Origin of the sequence: Streptomyces sp. R35, assembly GCF_041053035.1 — a bacterium.
GTDB lineage: Bacteria > Actinomycetota > Actinomycetes > Streptomycetales > Streptomycetaceae > Streptomyces > Streptomyces lutosisoli.
The window spans coordinates 1,203,118-1,220,444 of the sequence record NZ_CP163440.1; the positions used below are offsets into that span (position 1 = coordinate 1,203,118).

Genomic DNA, 17,327 nt, shown 5'->3' on the forward strand with positions numbered 1-17,327 from the left:
CGGGGGTCGGGAATCTCTCCTCGTGAGCACCTCTTCGACGGGGCGCCGGGGCAGAGGTCGGATTCATGGCGGGTACCCGAGGCGAAGAATCATCTGCGGGAACTCTCCCATGCTCAGCGTTCGGCGGACTTGTGCCCTGAGATGCGGGAGTTCGAGAGGCTGGGTGTGCAACGCCGCCATGACCCCGTGGGCCGCCGCGTACAAGAGGACCCGCTCCAGGGCCTGACCGGCCCGGAGCCAGTCCGGTCGGTCGTCGCGGTCCGTACTCATCACGGCAACCAGTCCCGTCCGCGCGGACCACCGACGGGGTGGAGCGGGGAACATCCGGGAGAGAGCCGAGTGGTCCCGTCGGACGAGAGACGTGCAGTCCGGGTGCATGACGTCCGCGTCGGCGGGGGCCACGTCTGTCCGTGGCAGTGCGATCTGCCAGGTCCACCGGGACTGCTCGGCGACGTACCTCGGATCGGTCCGGTGGGTGTCCTCGTCGGCCCGGACCAGCTCGGCCAGATGCCGTCGACTCGTGCTGTCGTCGAGGTAGTGCAGGGTGGCGCCCTCACCGCGGGCCTGCTCACGCAACTCGTCGATCAGGGAGGAGGGCAGCGGCCGCGCCAGGAACGGCCCGCGCACGCTGTGCCGCCTGCGCAGAGCAGCGTACATGCGTTGCTCGTCGTGGCTGGGCCGACCGTAGGCCCCCCAGGTCACCTCGGCGAGGAAGGACGAGTCCTGCGGGTGCGGGAAGGTCCGGACGACCGGGCTGAAGCCCAGATGCCGCATGGCGACGCGGACGTTGAACAGGGCCGAGCCGCAGCTGATGACCGCTTCCCGGCCGTACGGATCGGTGAGCGGGAGTCGTCGGGTGAGGTCCGCGTGCAACTCGATGCCCTTGTCCTGTTCCTCCATGACGAAGGTCCAGGGCTGCGTGTTGTACACCGAGGGCGCGGTGATGGCCGCGCGGACCAGATAGGTGGACGCATGGCTGGGGCGTACGCAGACGGCGGTCATGAGCGGAGCCGCCCTTCCTGGAGAGCTTCCTCCCTTCATGGTCCTCTTTTCCCACTGGTGCGGGGGATGGGCCGCATGACTCCCGCCTGGCCCAAGCGGCCCGTGCCGGTTGGCCGCACGACCGAGCCACGGCCGGAGGAAGCCGTGCGGCTCTGGACCGGTCACGTTGAGCGGCGCAGGCTGGAGAGTAGTGAGGAACCCGCGCACGGAAGTGATCACGATGGAAGCCAAGCAGTGGACCGTGCAGATCTACATCTCGGAGGAAGGCGACGACACGAACGCGCGTGCCGTACTGAGCACCCGCGACACCTCGACCGTCACGGGCAGGGGCGTGGCCCGGCGCAATCCGATCGACCGGGCCATCCCCGAGATCGGCGACGAACTCGCCGCCAGCCGTGCCCTGGAGGACCTTGCCATCCGGCTGCACGATGTCGCTGCCGACGACATCGTGCAGTTGGCAGGCCCTGTCGCACCATGACGGCGCCTCCTCACCATCAGGGTCAGGACGATCAAGGTCGGGGCGAGTGCTCGGTCCGGCCCGAGCTGTCCGCTCGCAGGACGGCCATCCGGCGCCAGTACTCGTCCTCGTCGATCTCTCCGCGGGCGAACCGCTCGGCGAGCAGCCGTTCGGGGGTGACCTCGGGGGGAGGGGGGTTCGTACCCCTGGGACCGCGGTTCACGGTGCGGAAGAGCAGGACGGCGATGGAAACCAGCAGTGCCGAGAAGACGATGGAGCTCAAGGACATGGCGAACCAGCCCCAGCCGCTCATGTCATGTGTGTTCCAGTACATCTCGGATCACTTCCTCGGATCTTGAGTGCCGTTGCGCGGCAGTGCCCCCGTCCGGCACTGGCGCCGGGCGAACGCCCGTCAGCCGTGCGGGACCAGCGCGACCGGGCGGTTCACGTGGTGGATCAGCGCGTGGGCGACCGGGCCGGTGTACGGGCCGACCGCGGTACGACGCCTGCGATGGCCCACCACCAGCAGGCCCGCCCCCTGTGCGGCCCGCACGAGGACATGGGCCGGGCGCCCCTCGTAGAGGGTCTCTCGGACGAACACGGCGGGGAACTTCTCACGCCACGGGTCGAGCAGCGCCGTCAGCTCCCGCTGCGTCACCTCCCTCATCCGTGCGTGCTCCTCCGCATCGGGGATGCCATGGGAAAGCGGCACGTTCCAGGCGTGCACGACCCGCAGTGGTGCCCGGCGCAGCTCTGCGGCGCGGAACGCGAATTCGAGTACGTCGTCGCACGGGCCGCCGCCGTCGACGTCGACGGCGACCACGACGTCACGACAGGGCGTGCAAACCGACGGCTTCCCGGAGCTGTCCGGCAGGTGTTCGTCCTCCGCGGTGTCGCCGGCCCGTACGAGGACGACCGGCCGTTCGACGCGGGCCACGGTGGCCAAGGCGACGGACCCCGAGAAGAACCCGCCGACGCCACCGAACCCCTGACTGCCGATGACCAGGAGTTCGGCGTTCTCCGCCTCGGAAAGCAGCGCGGGCCCGGGTTGCTCGTGCACCTGTTCAGCGGCGATGTACAGCTGCGGATACCGTTCGTTCAGTCGGTCGACCGCGCAGCGCAGCGTGCGGCGCGCGTAGTACTGCGGCGCCCGCAGCTCGGGCAGCGTCGCCTCGGTGCTCTCGTCGGGCAGGCCCTCCCAGGCGTGCACCAGACGGAGCGGCAGTCCGCGGCGCAGGGCTTCCCTGGCCGCCCAGTCGGCCGCGGCGAGGCTCTCGCGCGAACCGTCCAGACCGGCCACAACTGGCCTCAGCATGACCGTCACCTCCCTCGTCCCCTGTCCCTCTGTGCTGTCCGCCGTCACTCGCTTCAATGGCGTCCGTAAGACGCGCGTTCGACTCGACTCGGCTCTCTCACGCATGCGGTACGACGGCCACAGGGCAGCCTGCGTGATGGATCACGGCGTGGGTCACGGGGCCGGTGCGCGGGCCCATCGGCCGCCCGGCCAAGCGGTGCCCGACGACGAGCAGGCTCGCTCCGGACGCCGCCCGGACGAGCACGTCCGAGGCCTTGCCCTCCGCCACCGACTCCAAGACCTCTACGTCGGGGTACTTGTCGCGCCACACGTGGAGTACGCCGGACAGGAAACCCAGCCACTCGTCCGCCCGCTGGGGGCCGTCCACCAGACCGATGTCGCCGGGGCCGAGGCCGAGCGGGGACGGCGCCTGCCAGGCGTGCACGGCCCTCAGCCGTGCGTGACGCAGCCGTGCCGCCTCGAAGGCGAACCTGATCACCTCGTCGCACGCGTCGCCGAGATCGATGCCGAACACAACGTCGCGGTAGCCGCTGCTCGTGGACGCGCTCCCGTCGGCTGCCGGGAGGTGTGCGTCCTCCGCTTCCTCACCCGCTCGTACGAGGACGACGGGACGCGTGGCCCGCGCCACCACGTCCAGGGCGACTGAACCCACGAGGAATCCCGTGAAGCCGCTCAGTCCGCGCGAGCCCAGCACCAGCAGGTCGGCCCGCTCGGCCGCCGTCAACAGGGCCGTGGCCGCCGGGCCCTCGACCTGCTCGTCGTACGGACGGACACCGGGGCACGCGGCGCGGACACGTTCCTCTGCCCGACGAAGGGCACGTAGGGCCAGATGACGCTGGGCGGCGTTCGCGATCTCGCCGTCCGTCTGGCGGGGGTGCCAGTTCCAGACGTGCACCAGACGCAGTGGTCGATCACGGCGCACGGCCTCGTGGGCCGCCCACTCGGCAGCGGCCAGACTCTCGGCCGATCCATCGACTCCGACGGCAACGGGCTGAAGCATGACGCGCACCTCCGACGCTCGGTCTTCTCGTCGGTACAAGCGTGGCGCTGTGCCCGGCGCACGGGCAGGGGCTACCAGGTCCTCACCGAGGACCGTCCGGCCCATGCTTGGCGACGTGCACCCTCGACCGAGTCGTGATCACCCGCGGCCGGACACGGCGCGTGATGCAGCACCGCGTGGTTGACGAGGCCCGGCTGGAGACCTGCGTGCCCACGTCGTCTGCGGGCTCCGACGACGAGCAGGTCAGCGCCTGACGCGGCTTCCAGGAGCGCCTGCCGGACTCCATACCTTTCCGAGCGCTGCCGCATCAGGGTTCGCATCCGCCGCGGGACACTTTGGGGTACTCCTCGAATGAGAAGAGGCCGTACTCGGCATGGAGGCGCAGTCTGGACGAGTGGACCCGTTCACCGTCACTCCAGCTTCGTGCGAGACGGAGGCAGTCGCCATGGAGCCAGTCATCACGGTGGGCCTCGACGGCTCACCCGAGAGCCTTGCCGCCGCCCATTGGGCCGCCGACGAAGCTGAGCGGCGCAAGCTCACGCTGCGCCTGCTGCACGCCTGGCCCCTGCTGGTGCCCGAACCGACCAACATCCCCTCGGAGGTGGACCAGAACTACTGGGCCAAGCGGATCGTCCACACTGCGCAGGCGGAGCTCCAGGCACGCCACCCGGGACTTTCCGTCGTCGGCAACCTGGTGGCCGACGACGCCGAGAACGCGCTGCTGCACGCGGCTTCGGAGTCCGAGATGCTCGTGCTCGGTTCCAGAGGGCTGCTGCCCGTCGAGAGCTACTTCTTGGGCGACATCAGCATGCCCGTCGTAGCACGAGCCGAACGCCCCGTGGTGCTGGTACGTGCCGCGACACACGAAGGAAGGCCGCAGCCCACTCCGCGTACGGCAGGCGCCGTGGTCGTGGCGCTGAAACTGCACAGCCAGAGCGACGAGCTGCTCGAATTCGGTTTCGTGACCGCCGCGGCGCGGAGCATGCCCCTCAGGGCCGTCCACGGCCGAAGCGTGCCGATCCACGCACGCGTCCCCTGGGGTGTCGACCACAACGTGACCGAAGAGATCACACAGGACGCCCAGAAGCACCTGAGCCAGGCGCTTCGCCCGTGGCGTGAGAAGTTCCCCGGTGTGCAGGTGGTCGACGTGGTGCGGCTCGAAAGCCCAGCCAAGGTCGCCGTACGGGAGGCCGAGAGCGCCGGGCTGCTGGTGGTCGGCCGACGCAAGCACCGTCCCCCCGTGGCACCGCACGTGGGCTCCGTAGCCCAAGCCGCCGTCCATCACGCGCGCTGCCCCGTCGCCGTCGTCCCTCATGACTGAGCCGAACCACAGCAGGGAGCCGGTGGAGGCGGTGCGTCGGGCCGACGCGTCCGTGCTCCGTACCAGCACCGGCCTCGGCTCTCCGCCGCTCCCCCGCGCGGAGGTGCGCGAGACCCACACCGCGGTTGTGTTCTTCTTCGGCGACCGCGCCTACAAGGTCAAGGAACCGCTCGATCCGGGGATCCTGGACTACACCACCGTTGCTGCTCGACGTACCGCGTGCGAGTAGGAGGTCGCGCTCAACCGTCGCTTCACCCACGATGTCTATCTGGGCGTCGGGGAAATCCGCAGTCCGGACACGGATGTGCCCGAGCCCGTCGCGGTGATGCGTCGCATGCCGACGCAGCGCTGCCTCTCCCAACTGGTACGAGAAGGGGCTTCTGGACACGTTGATGCCCCGCTCCCACCCGCTTGAGTTCTAGTGGTTGTCGCAACGGACCAGGGTACGGCGGATAAGACGTCAGGCGGCCGCAGTTGGGGCGGGAGCCGGTCGTGGGCGAGTTGGCGGATGAGCTGCCGCTCCTGGATCTGGACGTCATGCCCGCACGTGGTGCGCCGCCCCGCACGATCGAGTCGCGGTACGAGCGCTTCGGCCACATTCTCGTGGTCACCGAACCGCGGGGCCAGCCGTTCGTGGCGCGCCGGACATGGCGCCACGTCGCCAAGGATCCCTCGGACGCCCTGCAGTTGGCGTTCCTCGACGCCGGCCGAAGCAGGCTGGAGCAGAACGGTCATGAGACGTTCCTGGAGCAGGGCGACTTCGCTCTGATCGATACCTCACGCCCATGCACCATGGAATCTCCGGGGAGTTCGTCACCCGGGTGTTCATGATCCCCAAGATGGCCCGGGGACTCTCCGAGACGGATCTCTCCCGGCCGACCGGAGGCCATGCAGCGACGAGCACCGGCTTCCGCGCTCACCGTATTCACTCCGCCCAGGCGGGCGAGCTCCCGCTGATGAATGTATGAGGCGTACGCAGCAGCCCCGGCAACGACGAGAGCGCACAGAGACCGAATCCACGCGTCGAGGTCGGCGCCGCCTTTACCTGCACTCCCCTGGCAGGTAAAGGCGACCAGGCCATAAGCCCAGGCCAGAGCCGTACTGACAGACGCGAGTCGGGCTGTACGCCGACTTCAGTAACGAGACGCCCGCTTCGGCCAGAGCACAGACGGGCGACCCCGAGAAGATTTCGAATCGCCCCGGAAGGGCGCCTCTGCCCCGGCACAAAGATTTCTTGATCCGCAGCCGACGACGAACGAATCCGCGCACCCATGCGACCCCATTGATAGATCATCTCTGGTAATACGATAGAAGTCGGCGGCCGGATCGCGCGGACACGACCTGATCACGTCAAAAGATGGCGGTGTTATCGACGTCCCTGCGCAATGGGGCGGGCCAGAGGACTCACCCAGACCCAAGAACGTCATCACGCGTGACCATCGCCCCCGCAGAGCCGATACTGCCGAGAGTGGCCCTCGGGCCGCCGACCCACACGCCAGCCACACTTGACACTCAGTCAAGAAAGTCAGCAATAGGTCAGCACCAGTCCCGCCAGAGCCCGCCAGAGCCCGCCTACAGGCGCCAGGCAGCGCCAAGATCGACAAACAACCGAACCCACTCTGACCTGTAAGAACCATGGTCAGGGACCTGTCTGCTCAGCTCACCAGGAGGTTCCCATGAAGATGCTCATCAACGTGGCGGAGACGGTGGTCGCGGACGCGCTGCGGGGCATGGCGGCGGCGCATCCCGAGCTGACGGTGGACGTCGACAACCGGGTGATCGTACGGCGGGACGCTCCGGTCGCCGGAAGGGTGGGCCTCGTCTCCGGCGGCGGGTCGGGGCACGAGCCGCTGCACGGCGGTTTCGTGGGCCCCGGCATGCTGTCGGCGGCCTGTCCCGGCGAGGTTTTCACGTCTCCGGTGCCTGACCAGATGCTGCGCGCGGCCGCCGCCGTGAACAGTGGCGCGGGCGTGCTGTTCATCGTGAAGAACTACACGGGTGACGTGCTCAACTTCGACATGGCGGCCGAGCTCGCCGAGGACGAGGGCATCCAGATCGCGAAGGTCCTCGTCAATGACGACGTGGCCGTCACCGACAGCCTCTACACGGCGGGGCGGCGTGGCACCGGGGCGACGCTGTTCGTGGAGAAGATCGCGGGTGCCGCCGCCGAGGAGGGCGCACCGCTGGAGCGGGTCCAAGCGCTGGCCCGGCAGGTCAACGAGAGCTCCCGCAGTTTCGGGGTCGCGCTCAGCGCCTGCACGACTCCGGCCAAGGGCAGCCCGACCTTCGACCTGCCGCCCGGCGAGCTGGAGCTGGGCGTCGGCATCCACGGCGAGCCGGGCCGGGAGCGCCGCGCGATGATGACCTCCAGCGAGATCGCCGACTTCTCGGTGCACGCGATCCTGGAGGACCTCAACCCGCGCAACCCGGTGCTGCTCCTGGTCAACGGCATGGGTGCGACCCCACTCCTGGAGCTGTACGGCTTCAACGCGGAGGTGCAGCGGGTGCTGGACGAGCGTGGCGTCCCGGTGGCGCGCACGCTGGTCGGCAACTACGTCACCTCGCTGGACATGGCGGGCGCCTCGGTGACGCTGTGCCAGGTGGACGAGGAGCTGCTGCGGCTGTGGGACGCGCCGGTGAAGACGCCGGGACTGCGCTGGGGCGTGTGAACTCGGTCAACAGGCAGTCGGCTGCCATGAGGCCGCGTGTGAACCCGGTCAACAGGCAGCCAGTTGCCGAGGGCCCGAAACCGATCGACGCTCGTACCGCGCGATCAACGCTCGTACCACGCAAGGAGATTCCGTGCTCGACGCCGATTTCTTCCGCCGTTGGATGACGGTGACCGCCTCGGCCGTGGACCGCGAGGCGCAGCGACTCACCGAACTGGACTCGCCTATCGGCGACGCCGATCACGGCACCAATATGCAGCGCGGGTTCACCGCCGTGGTCGCCGCGCTGGAGAAGGAGGCGCCGGACACGCCCGGTGGCGTTCTCACGCTCGCCGGTCGTCAGCTGATCTCGACGGTCGGCGGCGCGTCCGGACCCTTGTACGGCACCCTGCTGCGCCGGACCGGCAAGACGCTCGGAGATGCCGCCGAGGTCACCGAGGAACAGTTCACGGACGCGCTGCGCACGGGCGTCGACGCGGTGATGGCGCTGGGCGGAGCCGCACCCGGCGACAAGACCATGATCGACGCGCTGGTGCCCGCGGTCGACGCGCTCGCCGACTCCTTCGCCACGGCGAAGGCCGCCGCCGAGGAGGGCGCCGTCGCGACGACGCCTTTGCAGGCCCGCAAGGGCCGGGCCAGCTATCTGGGTGTGCGCAGCATCGGGCACCAGGATCCGGGGGCCACGTCCTCGTCCCTGCTGATCGCGGCACTCGTGGAGGCGGCCGGTGAGTGACTCCATGGACACCTCGACCACCTCGACCACCTCGACGAGTGACGGCACGGACAAGCTCGTAGGGATCGTGCTGGTCTCCCACAGTGCCGCCGTCGCCGCCTCCGTCGCCGAGCTGGCGACGGGCCTGGCGGGCGGTGGCACGACCGCTCCCGTCGCCCCGGCGGGCGGCACCCCAGACGGCGGCCTCGGCACGAGCGCCGAGCTGATCGCCGCCGCGGCAGCCTCCGTGGACCGCGGCGCCGGCGTCGCGGTCCTCACCGACCTGGGCAGCGCCGTGCTCACGGTGAAGGCGCTGCTCGCCGAGGGCGACGAACTGCCCGACAACACCCGCCTCGTCGACGCGCCCTTCGTCGAGGGCGCGGTCGCCGCGGTCGTCACGGCGTCTGCGGGCGCGGACCTCGCCGCAGTGGAGGCCGCGGCCGCGGAGGCGTACGCGTACCGGAAGGTCTGAGCACCAGGACCCGGCTTCGCCGGAAGGTGTGCGCGCCGGAATGAGTGATCCCTGGCCGCGTCGGAAGGTGTGAGCGCCGGGATCAGTGGCCCCTGGCTTCGTCAGGCAAGTCCCTCGGCCGCGACGGCGAGGGCCGAGCGAACGGTCGACACCAGCTCGGCCCGCGCCGTCGCGGGGTCGGACTGCTCCTCGTCGCCACGCCACGCGTAGTGCTCGACCGCCGTCCGCAGGGCCGCATTGAGCATGGCGGCCTGGATCTCCGACCGCAGGTCGACGGTGGCCAGCCCCGCTCGGTCGGCGAGGGCGCGGGCGAAGACCGGCTCGGCCTCGTCGTGGGCCTGGAGCCAGACCGCACGCAGGCCCGGCTCGGTGCGGGTCAGCCTCAACAGCGCACGGACGTTGGGCAGATGCGGCCTCGCCATCGGGCCGGCGCCGGCCGTGGTCGCCGCTTCCAGGGCGTCCTCCAGCGGCTGGTCGGGACGCCAGGCGCGCAACGCGGCGGCGATGGCGTCGATGCCGGCCGCGAACAGCGGGCTGACGCAGCTCTCCTTGCTCGGAAAGTAACGCCAGACGGTTCGCGCGGAGACGCCGACAGCCTGCCCGATCTGCTCCCCGGTCGTCGCGGCCACGCCGTGGGCGACGAACAGTTCCACCGCGGCGCGCGCGATCTCCAGCCGGATCTCCGCCTTGCGCTGCTCGGTCAGCGGCGGCCGTCCCGTACGGCCACGACTCTGGCCGGGGGGTTCGCTGATCGCGCCGTCCGGCACTGGTGACTCCTCGGTTCCGCCGGCGGCTGCTGCCCGGGCCTGCCGTGAGTCTAACGATCTCCAAAGCGGCGTCGGGGGACTTCGAAAGAGAGGCAAGGACTTTCTGTCATTCACAGACATTAAGTCGTACTGTGGCAGCGCAGCAGCTTCGTTGCACCACGTACGCACCACTGGGAGCACGTCATGACCACCACTGGACTGGACGGCCGAAGCGTCATCGTCACCGGCGCGGGCTCGGGCATCGGGCGCGCCACCGCGCTCGCCTTCGCGACGGAGGGCGCGCGCGTCGTCGTGGCCGACCTCAACGCCGAGGGCGCCGAGACGGTCGTGAAGGAGATCACGGCGGCCGGCGGCACCGCGGTGGCCGTCACCGGCGACCTGAGCGAGCAGGCCGTCGTCGACCAGGTGACCGCGACCGCGGTGGAGCGGTTCGGCGGGGTGGACGTACTGGTGAACAACGCCGGGATCATGGACCGCATGTCGGCGGTGGCGGAGGTCAGCGACGCGGAGTGGGAGCGGGTCATCCGGATCAACCTCACCGCTCCCTTCCTGCTCACCCGGGCGGTGCTGCCGCACATGCTGGAGGCCGGCAAGGGCGCCATAGTGAACACCGCCTCCGAGGCGAGCCTGCGCGGCAGCGCCGCGGGGGCCGCGTACACCGCCTCGAAGCACGGCATCGCGGGGCTCACCAAGTCCCTCGCCGTGATGTACCGGGACAAGGGCATTCGCGCCAACGCCATCGCTCCCGGCGGCACGAAGACCGGCATCGTCGTGGACATCGAGGCCGGCTCCCAGGGCCCCGCGGTCCTGGGCTCGTACATGCGCAACGTCGGCCAGCCGGCAGAGGCCGAGGAGCAGGCGGCGGCCATCGTCTTCCTCGCCTCGGACGCGGCGAGCAACATCAACGGCGTGATCCTGCCCGTCGACAACGGCTGGGCCGCCGTCTGAGGTCCCGCCGTCCAGGCCCCGCACCCCCGGTTCACCGAACCGAGGGTGCCCAGCCGCCGCGGACGAACTGCCGGGCCAGTCGCTCGCCCGCCGTCACGGCGGCCGCGTGGTTCTCGATGGGTGACACCCGGGAGTTCTTGAAGACGATGTAGGTGACCCCGGAGTTCGTCCCGCCGTCCCGCGGATCGGGACGGATGCCGAGGGCCTTGGCGGTGGCGTACGAGGCCTCGCCGATGATGTCGTGCGGGCCGGTGTCGCCGACGACGGCGTACTGGACGCGGTCCCGGTAGACCACGGCGGCCACCGATCCGCCGCGGACACCGTGGTTCCGGTGGTTCCAGATGCCGCTCGGGGCCGGGACGACGATGTACGGGAGGGTCTCGGCGCTCAGCTCACGGCCGTCGGACTGCTGGTAGGCGGTGGTGTCGGAGAAGAGCGGGTCAGTGCGGCTGTTGCAGCGAAGGCCTGGCCTGCCGTCGCAGTCGATGTCCATGTCGGCCTTCCAGAACACGGCGCCCCGCGTGCCGCACACGGCGATGTCGGCACGGGTGCCGTCGTCCCTGCGGTAGCGCCGATTCGAGACGGGGGCGCAGCCGCGCACTTTCGCCAGCAGGTCGGCGGCGCGGACGTTTCCCTCACGCACCGCCGCCACGGGCCGGCTCGGTGGGGCGAGGGCGGGAAGCGCCGCCGGAGCGGGAGCGAGCAGGGCGGCGCCGGCCGCGGCCAGCGTCAGCGACTGGACACGCACGATGAGAGACCCTCTCCTGGAGGACATTGATGGTCATTTGCCTAAATTTGATGGGCATCTGACGGCGCGTCCACTGGAAGGGGTCCGGACGGCGCACGACCGCATCGGGCGGCGCCGTGCGGCCGAGGGCCCAAGCCGCAGTCGGCTCCGGCCACTCGACCGCCCTCGCCGGCGCGGGATCAGCGACGACAGCGGTCCGCGCCGTGGGCGTGAACTCCCCGGAGACAAGGGCGAGTTCACGCCGCGTCAGGGATCAGCATACGTACGTTCCCGGCGGTCCGGCCAACGGCCACCCACCCTCTTGATGTGGTCGCGTCAGCCGTGTCTTATAGGTACAGACCAATCCCGTCGAGGGAAGGCAGACCCGTGCGACGCGTCCCCCCTGCGTTGATGCGTGCGTTGATGTGCGGCTCACTGCTCGTGCTGGCGTCCTGCGGGTGGGGCGCGCAGGACGACGGCCAGGGCGAACGGCTGCCCTCGGCACCGATGGGCGTCACCGCCGCGGCGGGCAGCGCCACCAGCGTGCACGTCATGTGGAACCGGGCTTCCGAGGATCCGGAGGTCACCCGCTACGAGGTGTATCGCGGCACCACAAAGGTCAAGGAAGTGCCCGGCGCGGAGCACATGGTGGACATCACCAGGCTCAAACCGTCCACCACGTACGTCTTCATGGTCCGGGCCCGGAACGCCGCCGGGGACTCCGGACCGCCCAGCAAACAGGTGCGCGCCACCACACCGGCAGCGGTCGCCGCCGATCACACGGCTCCCACCCGCCCCGGCCGGCCGCACGGCAAGGCGGTCGGGAGCCGGGCGGTCCAGCTGTCCTGGGAGAAGTCGACGGACGAAAGGGGCGTGGCCTCGTACGACATCTATCAGGGCACCTCGAAGATCCACAGCGTCGGCGGCGCGCAGACGGCGACCGTGGTCACCGGGCTGCGGCCCGGCACCCGTTACTCCTTCACCGTGAAGGCGCGGGACGCGGCGGACAACGTCTCGCCCGGGAGCGACGCCGTCCCGCTCACCACCGCGCCCGGTTCGGACGACGGCCGGGGGACGGCGCCGGCCGTCTTCCGCGCGACGACCCACCGCGCGGAGGGGGCGTACTACATCGATCTGTCGTGGATGGCGCCGGAAGTGGACGGAGTGATCACGGAGTACCAGATCCATCTCGACGGGCGTCCGGTGACCTCGCTGGTGTGGGGCGGCACTCCGCCCGAGGGCAAGTCGGCATACAGCTTCTACATGGGCCGGGACGCCGGGGTCGCCCACCGGGTGCGGATCAGGGCGAAGCTGCCGGACGGCACATGGGGCGGATTCTCGGCGGAGCGCACGGTGACGACGGGCGAGAAGTGAAGCGCACGGTGAGCACGGACAAGCAGCGATAGGTGCGGCATAGGGTTACTCGTATGGCCCATAGAGAACCCAATGCCGCGTCTCCGCTGGATCTCTCCCTGCTGCGCACCTTCCTCACCGTGCACCGGACGGGGTCCTTCACGGCGGCAGGACGGCTGCTGGGTCTCTCGCAGCCGACGGTGACGACGCAGATGCGGTCGCTGGAGGAGCAGCTGGGCCGGGAGCTGTTCGAGCGGGGGCCGCGGGGTGTGGTGCCCACGGCGGTGGCGGACGAGCTGGCCGCGCAGGTCGCGGCGCCGCTGGACACGCTCGCGGCGGTCGCGGATCGCGGCGGCTTCGGTGCCGACCAGCCGCCGGACCCGGTCCATGTGGCGGGTCCGGCCGAGCTGCTGTGCACGAAGGTGCTGCCCGCGCTGGCGCCGCTGACAGGACAGGGCGTACGGCTGCGGATCAGCACGGGGCTGACCGACGAGCTGCTGGACGGGCTGCGCGGCGGCCGCTTCGACCTGGTGATCGCCACGACCCGGCCGCGCGGCCGCACCCTCACCTCCGTGCCGCTGATGGACGAGGAGTTCGTGCTCGTGGCCTCCCCCGAGTGGGCCGAGCGCATCGGTGTGGACCGGGTGGCGGCCGAGGGTCCCGCCGCGCTGCACGGGGTGCCCCTGGTGACGTACGCCGAGGATCTGCCCATCGCCCGCCGCTACTGGCGCCATGTCTTCGAGGTGCGGCTGAGCGGGCAGGCCGCGATCACGGTGCCCGATCTGCGGGGCGTCCTCGCGGCGGTCGTGTCCGGCGCCGGGATCACGGTGCTCCCCCGCTATCTGTGCCTCGACGAGCTGGCCTCCGGCGCCCTGGTGCCCCTGCTGTCGCCCGAGGACCCGCCGATCAACACCGGGTATCTCACCCAGCGGCCCGGCGCCTCGGACAACCCGCATGTGGCCCTCGTCCGGAAGCGGCTGCTCCAGGCGGGCCGCACATGGTGACGCCTCACCCACGGCGGTAACAAGCCATCAGCAGTCGGCCGGACGAAGGAATTCATCACCTGCCCGGTCCCCGTCCGCATGCGGGCCGGGCCGGGGGCACGTTGGCTCTCCCTGAGGCAGCACGGGCCTTTCCAATCCTCGGCGGCGCATGGGATGTACCGCCAACCGTGCCGCTGGAGGGCAGTTCCTATGCGTACTACTCAGTTTCTTCTCCGCTCCGGCCTGACCGTGGCCGCCGCCGCTGCGCTGCCGCTGACCCTGACCGCTCCCTCGGCCGTCGCGTTCGGTTCGGGGATCTCGGTGAGCACCACCGGTTCCGTCGTCTCGGTCACCACCAGCGCGTGTCCGAGCAACGGCAGCAGCTTCGGCAACTCCTCCTTGCTCTCCGGTGGACAGGCGAACTTCTCCCAAGGGCGCCAAATGCCGCTGACGGGGACGAGCAGTAGTCAGTCCGCGTCCTGGTCGGGTGTGAGCCCGGGCACCTATACCGTCATCGTGGTCTGCCAGGACGGGACGACGGCGGGCACCCAGTCCATCATCGTCTCGGCCCCCTCGACGCCCACGATCTCCGCGACGGCCTCACCGTCACTCGGGGTCATGGGCGGTTTCGGCGGAGCGGTCAAGGACTACGGCACGGTCACGCTGGTGGGCGGCGTCGCGCTGGTCGCCACGGGCACCGTGGCGGCGGCCTGGTTCCTGCGCCGCCGGGCCAAGCCCCACCGGCTCTGACCCACGGTCACGTCACACCAGCGGCCGTCCACCCGACTCCGGTCGGAGGACGGCTGCTTGTCCGTGTACCGCCTGTCCGTGCACCGACTGTCCGTGCACCGCTGCACCGCCTGTCCGTGCACCGCCTGTCCGTACGCCGCTTCTCCGTACGCCGCCTATTCCCGCGCCGCCTCCGCCTGCGCGGCCGGCTCGTCCCCGAGTTGCCCGAACTCCTCCAGCGCGCGGGTCAGCCACTGGGTCCAGAAGGTCTCCAGGTCGATTCCGGCTCGCAGCACGAGGTGCCGGAGGCGGTCCTGCGGAGTGTCCTTGCCGGGCGGGAAGTCGCGCTCCTGGATCTCCTCGTACTCGGCCAACTGCCGCTGGTGCAGGGCGAGATGGCGGTGCAGGTCGGCCTCGATGCCCGCCGTGCCGACGACGGCCGAGGCGCGCAGCCGCAGCAGCATCGTGTCGCGCATCGGCTTCGGATCCTGGGCGGCGGCCGTCCAGCGGGCGAGTTCGGCGCGACCGGCGGGAAGGACTTCGTAGCTCTTCTTCTGCCCCCGGGCCGGCTGCTCGGAGGGCAGGGCGCGGATGTAGCCCTCTGCCTCCAGTTTTCCCAGCTCGCGATAGATCTGCTGATGTGTCGCCGACCAGAAGTAGCCGATCGACTTGTCGAACCGCCGGGTCAGTTCGAGACCCGACGACGGCCTCTCGAGCAGGGCGGTGAGGATCGCGTGCGGGAGTGACATGGGGTCATCCTAGGGAGGGCCGCCCCACCGCCCACGGGACCGGGCGCCCGGCCACGGCCCGCCCGATGCGGCGACGACCCTCCCGCCTTTCGTCTCTAGAGCGCCGCCGCCAGCTCCGTGCCCTGCTTGATGGCACGCTTGGCGTCCAGTTCGGCGGCCACGTCGGCGCCGCCGATGAGGTGCACGCTGCGGCCCGCGGCGAGCAGCTCCTCGTACAGGTCGCGGCGCGGCTCCTGCCCGGTGCACAGCACGATCGTGTCGACCTCCAGGACCTGGCTGTGCCCGTCGACGGTGACGTGCAGCCCGGCGTCGTCGATCCGGTCGTACTGAACACCCGGAACCATGGTGACGCCGCGGTGCTTGAGCTCGGTGCGGTGGATCCAGCCGGTGGTCTTGCCGAGTCCGGCGCCGACCTTGGTGGCCTTGCGCTGGAGGAGGTGGACCGTGCGCGGCGGGGCGGGCCGCTCGGGCGCGGCGAGGCCGCCGGGTGCCCGGTACTCCATGTCGACGCCCCAGTTCCGGAAGTACGTCGCCGGGTCCTCGCTCGCCTTGTCGCCGCTGTCGGTGAGGTACTCGGCGACGTCGAAGCCGATGCCGCCGGCACCGAGGATCGCGACGCGGTCGCCGACGGGGGCGCCGTCGCGCAGGACGTCGAGGTAGCCGACGACACTGGGGTGGTCGACGCCGGGGATCTCGGGGGTGCGGGGGCTGACGCCGGTCGCGACGACGACCTCGTCGTACGCGTCCAGCGCGTCCGCGGTGACGCGGGTGTTCAATCGGACGTCCACGCCGTGCAGTTCGAGCTGCGTACGGAAGTAGCGGATCGTCTCGTCGAACTCCTGCTTGCCGGGGACCTTGCGGGCCACGTTGAGCTGGCCGCCGATCTCGGGCGCGGCGTCGTAGAGGGTGACGTCGTGGCCGCGCTCGGCGGCGGAGACGGCGCCGGCGAGTCCGGCCGGACCGGCGCCCACGACGGCAACGCGCTTGCGCAGCCGGGTCGGTGCGAGGACGAGTTCCGTCTCGTGGCAGGCGCGCGGGTTGACCAGGCAGGAGGTGATCTTGCCGCTGAAGGTGTGGTCGAGGCAGGCCTGGTTGCAGCCGATGCAGGTGTTGATGGCCTCGGGCCGCCCGGCTTCCGCCTTGGCGACGAAGTCGGGGTCGGCGAGCATCGGGCGGGCCAGCGACACCATGTCGGCGTGGCCGTCGGCGAGCAACTGCTCGGCGACTTCAGGGGTGTTGATGCGGTTGGTCGTCACCAGCGGGATCGAGACCGCGCCCATGACCTTCTTGGTCACCCAGGCGTACGCGCCGCGCGGCACGGAGGTCGCGATGGTGGGGATACGGGCCTCGTGCCAGCCGATGCCGGTGTTGATGATCGTCGCACCGGCGGCCTCGACGGCCCGGGCGAGCGTGATGACCTCGTCGAAGGAGGAGCCGCCGGGCACCAGGTCGAGCATCGACAGGCGGTAGATGATGATGAAGTCCTCGCCGACCGCCTCGCGTACGCGCCGGACGATCTCGACGGGGAAGCGCATGCGGTTCTCGTACGAGCCGCCCCAGCGGTCTTCACGCCGGTTGGTCTGGACGGCGATGAACTCGTTGATCAGGTAGCCCTCGGAGCCCATGATCTCGACGCCGTCGTAGCCGGCCTGCTTCGCCAGGCGGGCGGCACGCGCGTAGTCGTCGATGGTCTGCTCGACCTCGGCGTCGGTGAGCGCGTGCGGCGGGAAGGGGCTGATCGGCGCCTGGAGGGCGCTCGGGGCGACCAGGTCCTGGTGGTAGGCGTACCGCCCGAAGTGCAGGATCTGCATCGCGATCCTGCCGCCCTCGCGGTGCACCGCGGCGGTGATCTCCGTGTGCTGCTCGGCCTCCGCCTCGGTGGTCAGCTTGGCGCCGCCCTCGTACGGCCGGCCCGCGTCGTTCGGCGCGATGCCGCCGGTGACGATGAGGCCGACGCCGCCGCGCGCCCGGGTGGCGTAGAACTCCGCCATCCGCTCGAAGCCGCGCTCGGCCTCCTCCAGGCCCACGTGCATGGAGCCCATGATCACGCGGTTGGGCAGGGTGGTGAAGCCCAGGTCAAGCGGGTTCAGCAGGTGCGGGTAACGGCTCATCGGGCCCTCCGT

Annotated in this window: 18 protein-coding genes and 2 pseudogenes; 11 read left to right on the forward strand and 9 right to left on the reverse strand. The window is 70.5% G+C overall.

Going from position 1 to position 17,327, the window contains the following annotated elements:
• Positions 1 to 63: 63 nt before the first annotated feature.
• Complete coding sequence (locus tag AB5J50_RS05855) at positions 64 to 1,002, reverse strand: nitroreductase family protein (protein ID WP_369255535.1); 939 nt, start codon at positions 1,000 to 1,002, stop codon at positions 64 to 66.
• Between the two features lie 220 nt (positions 1,003 to 1,222).
• Between AB5J50_RS05855 and AB5J50_RS05860 the strand changes: the two genes are divergently transcribed.
• Positions 1,223 to 1,480: a DUF1876 domain-containing protein gene (locus tag AB5J50_RS05860; protein WP_369265317.1), complete on the forward strand. Its 258-nt coding sequence runs from the start codon at positions 1,223 to 1,225 to the stop codon at positions 1,478 to 1,480.
• A 31-nt stretch (positions 1,481 to 1,511) separates the two neighbouring features.
• On the opposite strand, the gene AB5J50_RS05865 is transcribed toward AB5J50_RS05860, so the two are convergent.
• The 4 genes and pseudogenes from AB5J50_RS05865 to AB5J50_RS05880 form a co-directional block, all read right to left on the reverse strand.
• Positions 1,512 to 1,793, reverse strand: a complete 282-nt coding sequence (locus tag AB5J50_RS05865; protein ID WP_369255537.1) for an SHOCT domain-containing protein — start codon at positions 1,791 to 1,793, stop codon at positions 1,512 to 1,514.
• Positions 1,794 to 1,871: 78 nt separating this feature from the next.
• A complete protein-coding gene (locus AB5J50_RS05870; protein ID WP_369255539.1) occupies positions 1,872 to 2,774 on the reverse strand; it encodes a universal stress protein in 903 nt (300 codons plus the stop codon).
• Between the two features lie 97 nt (positions 2,775 to 2,871).
• Positions 2,872 to 3,774 (reverse strand): universal stress protein, encoded by a 903-nt coding sequence (locus tag AB5J50_RS05875; RefSeq protein WP_369255541.1) that lies wholly within the window; start codon positions 3,772 to 3,774, stop codon positions 2,872 to 2,874.
• Positions 3,775 to 3,845: 71 nt separating this feature from the next.
• A pseudogene (locus tag AB5J50_RS05880) lies at positions 3,846 to 4,052 on the reverse strand (universal stress protein); the annotation flags it as partial.
• A 167-nt stretch (positions 4,053 to 4,219) separates the two neighbouring features.
• Here AB5J50_RS05880 and AB5J50_RS05885 point away from each other — a divergent pair.
• The 6 genes and pseudogenes from AB5J50_RS05885 (at position 4,220) to AB5J50_RS05910 (ending at position 8,948) form a co-directional block, all read left to right on the forward strand.
• Positions 4,220 to 5,095, forward strand: a complete 876-nt coding sequence (locus AB5J50_RS05885; RefSeq protein ID WP_369255543.1) for a universal stress protein — start codon at positions 4,220 to 4,222, stop codon at positions 5,093 to 5,095.
• A 103-nt stretch (positions 5,096 to 5,198) separates the two neighbouring features.
• Positions 5,199 to 5,471 (forward strand): annotated as a pseudogene (locus tag AB5J50_RS05890) (gluconate kinase); the annotation flags it as partial.
• 116 nt (positions 5,472 to 5,587) lie between these two features.
• Complete coding sequence (locus AB5J50_RS05895) at positions 5,588 to 5,926, forward strand: hypothetical protein (RefSeq protein ID WP_369255544.1); 339 nt, start codon at positions 5,588 to 5,590, stop codon at positions 5,924 to 5,926.
• Between the two features lie 845 nt (positions 5,927 to 6,771).
• On the forward strand, positions 6,772 to 7,764 hold the full coding sequence (gene dhaK / locus AB5J50_RS05900) for a dihydroxyacetone kinase subunit DhaK (protein ID WP_369255546.1): 993 nt from the start codon (positions 6,772 to 6,774) through the stop codon (positions 7,762 to 7,764).
• 133 nt (positions 7,765 to 7,897) lie between these two features.
• On the forward strand, positions 7,898 to 8,497 hold the full coding sequence (dhaL, locus tag AB5J50_RS05905; protein ID WP_369255548.1) for a dihydroxyacetone kinase subunit DhaL: 600 nt from the start codon (positions 7,898 to 7,900) through the stop codon (positions 8,495 to 8,497).
• Positions 8,498 to 8,501: 4 nt separating this feature from the next.
• Positions 8,502 to 8,948 carry a PTS-dependent dihydroxyacetone kinase phosphotransferase subunit DhaM gene (locus AB5J50_RS05910; protein WP_369265318.1) on the forward strand — a complete coding sequence of 149 codons (447 nt, stop codon included), beginning with the start codon at positions 8,502 to 8,504 and terminating at the stop codon, positions 8,946 to 8,948.
• Between the two features lie 101 nt (positions 8,949 to 9,049).
• On the opposite strand, the gene AB5J50_RS05915 is transcribed toward AB5J50_RS05910, so the two are convergent.
• Positions 9,050 to 9,715 (reverse strand): TetR/AcrR family transcriptional regulator, encoded by a 666-nt coding sequence (locus AB5J50_RS05915; protein ID WP_369255550.1) that lies wholly within the window; start codon positions 9,713 to 9,715, stop codon positions 9,050 to 9,052.
• A gap of 183 nt (positions 9,716 to 9,898) precedes the next feature.
• On the opposite strand from AB5J50_RS05915, the gene AB5J50_RS05920 reads away from it, so the two are divergent.
• Positions 9,899 to 10,663, forward strand: a complete 765-nt coding sequence (locus AB5J50_RS05920; RefSeq protein ID WP_369255552.1) for an SDR family NAD(P)-dependent oxidoreductase — start codon at positions 9,899 to 9,901, stop codon at positions 10,661 to 10,663.
• A gap of 31 nt (positions 10,664 to 10,694) precedes the next feature.
• Here the strand turns inward: AB5J50_RS05920 and AB5J50_RS05925 are convergent, their stop codons facing one another.
• Positions 10,695 to 11,411, reverse strand: a complete 717-nt coding sequence (locus tag AB5J50_RS05925; RefSeq protein ID WP_369255554.1) for a glycoside hydrolase family 75 protein — start codon at positions 11,409 to 11,411, stop codon at positions 10,695 to 10,697.
• Between the two features lie 390 nt (positions 11,412 to 11,801).
• Between AB5J50_RS05925 and AB5J50_RS05930 the strand changes: the two genes are divergently transcribed.
• The 3 genes from AB5J50_RS05930 to AB5J50_RS05940 all read left to right on the forward strand — a co-directional run bounded on the left by AB5J50_RS05930 (position 11,802) and on the right by AB5J50_RS05940 (position 14,476).
• Complete coding sequence (locus AB5J50_RS05930; protein ID WP_369255556.1) at positions 11,802 to 12,764, forward strand: fibronectin type III domain-containing protein; 963 nt, start codon at positions 11,802 to 11,804, stop codon at positions 12,762 to 12,764.
• A 53-nt stretch (positions 12,765 to 12,817) separates the two neighbouring features.
• The gene (locus tag AB5J50_RS05935; RefSeq protein ID WP_369255558.1) at positions 12,818 to 13,747 is read left to right on the forward strand and encodes a LysR family transcriptional regulator; all 930 of its coding nucleotides are present in this window, start codon (positions 12,818 to 12,820) and stop codon (positions 13,745 to 13,747) included.
• A 189-nt stretch (positions 13,748 to 13,936) separates the two neighbouring features.
• On the forward strand, positions 13,937 to 14,476 hold the full coding sequence (locus tag AB5J50_RS05940) for a hypothetical protein (protein ID WP_369255560.1): 540 nt from the start codon (positions 13,937 to 13,939) through the stop codon (positions 14,474 to 14,476).
• A 155-nt stretch (positions 14,477 to 14,631) separates the two neighbouring features.
• On the opposite strand, the gene AB5J50_RS05945 is transcribed toward AB5J50_RS05940, so the two are convergent.
• Together AB5J50_RS05945 and AB5J50_RS05950 are read right to left on the reverse strand one after the other, a co-directional pair.
• The gene (locus tag AB5J50_RS05945; protein ID WP_369255562.1) at positions 14,632 to 15,204 is read right to left on the reverse strand and encodes a PadR family transcriptional regulator; all 573 of its coding nucleotides are present in this window, start codon (positions 15,202 to 15,204) and stop codon (positions 14,632 to 14,634) included.
• 95 nt (positions 15,205 to 15,299) lie between these two features.
• Positions 15,300 to 17,315 carry an NADPH-dependent 2,4-dienoyl-CoA reductase gene (locus AB5J50_RS05950; RefSeq protein WP_369255564.1) on the reverse strand — a complete coding sequence of 672 codons (2,016 nt, stop codon included), beginning with the start codon at positions 17,313 to 17,315 and terminating at the stop codon, positions 15,300 to 15,302.
• Positions 17,316 to 17,327 lie beyond the last annotated feature (12 nt).